Annotated in this window: 2 protein-coding genes and 1 pseudogene; all 3 read right to left on the bottom strand. The window is 61.3% G+C overall.

What is annotated here, in order from left to right:
• Positions 1 to 978: pseudogene (locus tag ACH2EH_RS09525) on the bottom strand (hypothetical protein); the annotation flags it as partial.
• Between the two features lies 1 nt (position 979).
• The gene (locus ACH2EH_RS09520) at positions 980 to 1,369 is read right to left on the bottom strand and encodes a hypothetical protein (RefSeq protein WP_395141109.1); all 390 of its coding nucleotides are present in this window, start codon (positions 1,367 to 1,369) and stop codon (positions 980 to 982) included.
• 35 nt (positions 1,370 to 1,404) lie between these two features.
• Positions 1,405 to 1,784, bottom strand: a 380-nt coding sequence (gene mraW, locus ACH2EH_RS09515; protein ID WP_395141107.1) for a 16S rRNA (cytosine(1402)-N(4))-methyltransferase, incomplete at its 5' end; no start/stop codon positions are given.

Raw genomic sequence — 1,784 nt, 5'->3', positions numbered from 1 at the left:
ATTGTAGTTTGGTGCACTCGCCATCGCGAGGACATCGCCGTTGTGAACATCCAGTACAATAGCGACACCGGCCTCTGCCGCGTGCTTATGAACCGCAGCCCCGAGCGCCTGCTCGACATCGTGCTGGAGCTCCGCATCCAGAGTGAGGTCGAGATGGGAGCCGTGGATAAGTTTTTGACGGATACTCTCGCTGCCAGGAATCATTCCCATCCGGTCAAAGGCATAGCTGACTTTCCCCGTCTGCCCTCTCAGCGTGTTCTGTTGGCTTAGCTCGACACCGCGCCAAGCATGCTCACCGCTCTCCTCGGTGAAGCCCAAGACATGCGCGGCAAGCTCACCGTTGAGGGCGCGCCGCCGGGTTGAGGGGGGGTAGCTGACACCAGGGAGCTCGGCCTGGGGCAGTGCCAGTGCCCCTTTTCTCTTTTTCTCCGATGCGGGTACTGGTGGGGCAAGGTTCACCGTCACTTGGCGAAGCTGCTCGATAGTTGCTTCCGGAACCCAGCGAACCACCTCACGCGTGGGAAGGCGCTTGCCGTGCTTGCGGCGACTCATGTCGAGCTGGCTGATCCAGGCAAGCTTCTCGGCGGGGAAGAAGCGCCCCAGCACACGCAGTGCGTGCGCTCGACGGTCCTCGGGGAGGTCTTTTGCCTTGGGGTTAGTGCTATTGCCGACAAACCAGCGGTTGGGATCCACCACGACCGCGAAGCCGGGCTCATTTTGAACCAAGAGTGCGCCCGAGCGGTCGTAGATGAGCCCACGTGTGGGGGGGAGGGTACGCGGGGCACGCCAGCGCGTGAGCGACTCCGCTGTGAGCTCTTTGGTGCGCCCGATCTGGATAACGGCAAGTCGCCCCAGAAGAAAGATATGGGCCGCCGCGAGTACCAGCGCCACTTTGTTTAGTCGCGACGATGTACAGCGCTCGAACTCCGCAGGAGTCTCGCGACGACTGCGACATTTTGTCTGCGTGGGAGTAGCCATCTCAGTGTTTTTCTCCAAAGTAGTGGATGCCTTCTGGGGTGCGTACGAGGTTGCGCTGCCCGGCGAGCTGGCCGATGGCATTGCCATTTTCCAGACTACGAATCTCACGCTGAATCCCGACATTTTCCGCCTCGAGCGCTTTAATCGCCCGGCGCAGATCCGAGCGCCGGTAGCCTTCATCCGTTGCAGCAGCCTGGGCAGCGACGTAGAGCATTGTGAGCGTGCCCGCCAGAGAGATCACCCCAAAGAGGGCAGCCATCGCACGCTCACGGCGTAGTAGCTCCTGGCGGCGCTGCTGCCAGTGCTGGGGTTTCTGCCTACCGGGTGCTGCCGTGGGTACCCGGACAACTGTCTGGGGGTGTTGTCTCTGGCGTTTTGACCGTTCGCGCACTCTTTGTTGCACTGCCACTATCTTTCGTTCCTTCCTTAGATTTTCTGGCCCACGCGAAGCTTTGCGCTGCGTGAGCGTGGGTTGCGCCGTAGCTCGTCGTCGCCTGGTGTGATTGGTTTCTTGGTGAGCACTTCCAGCACCACGGGGGGCTCCGGGCCGGGGTGGGGCAGATCCGAGTTCTCACGCTTGCCTGAGAGGTGATTGAAAGCGGTTTTAACCAGCCGATCTTCCAAGGAGTGGTAGCTGATCACCGCCAGCCGCCCACCCGGTTTCAAGCAGCGAACCGCAGCAGGGAGCACTTGCTCCAGCACACCGAGCTCCGCATTCACGGCAATGCGGATGCCCTGAAAGGTCTTTGTCGCCGGATGGATCTCACCGGGCCGCGTTCGAAAGGGCATGGCGCGACGGATACAGG

The organism is Armatimonas sp. (assembly GCF_043760365.1).
Taxonomy (GTDB): Bacteria; Armatimonadota; Armatimonadia; order Armatimonadales; family Armatimonadaceae; genus Armatimonas.
The sequence above is the reverse complement of the archived record's forward strand: the minus strand, read 5'-3'. Positions and strand labels throughout refer to the sequence as shown.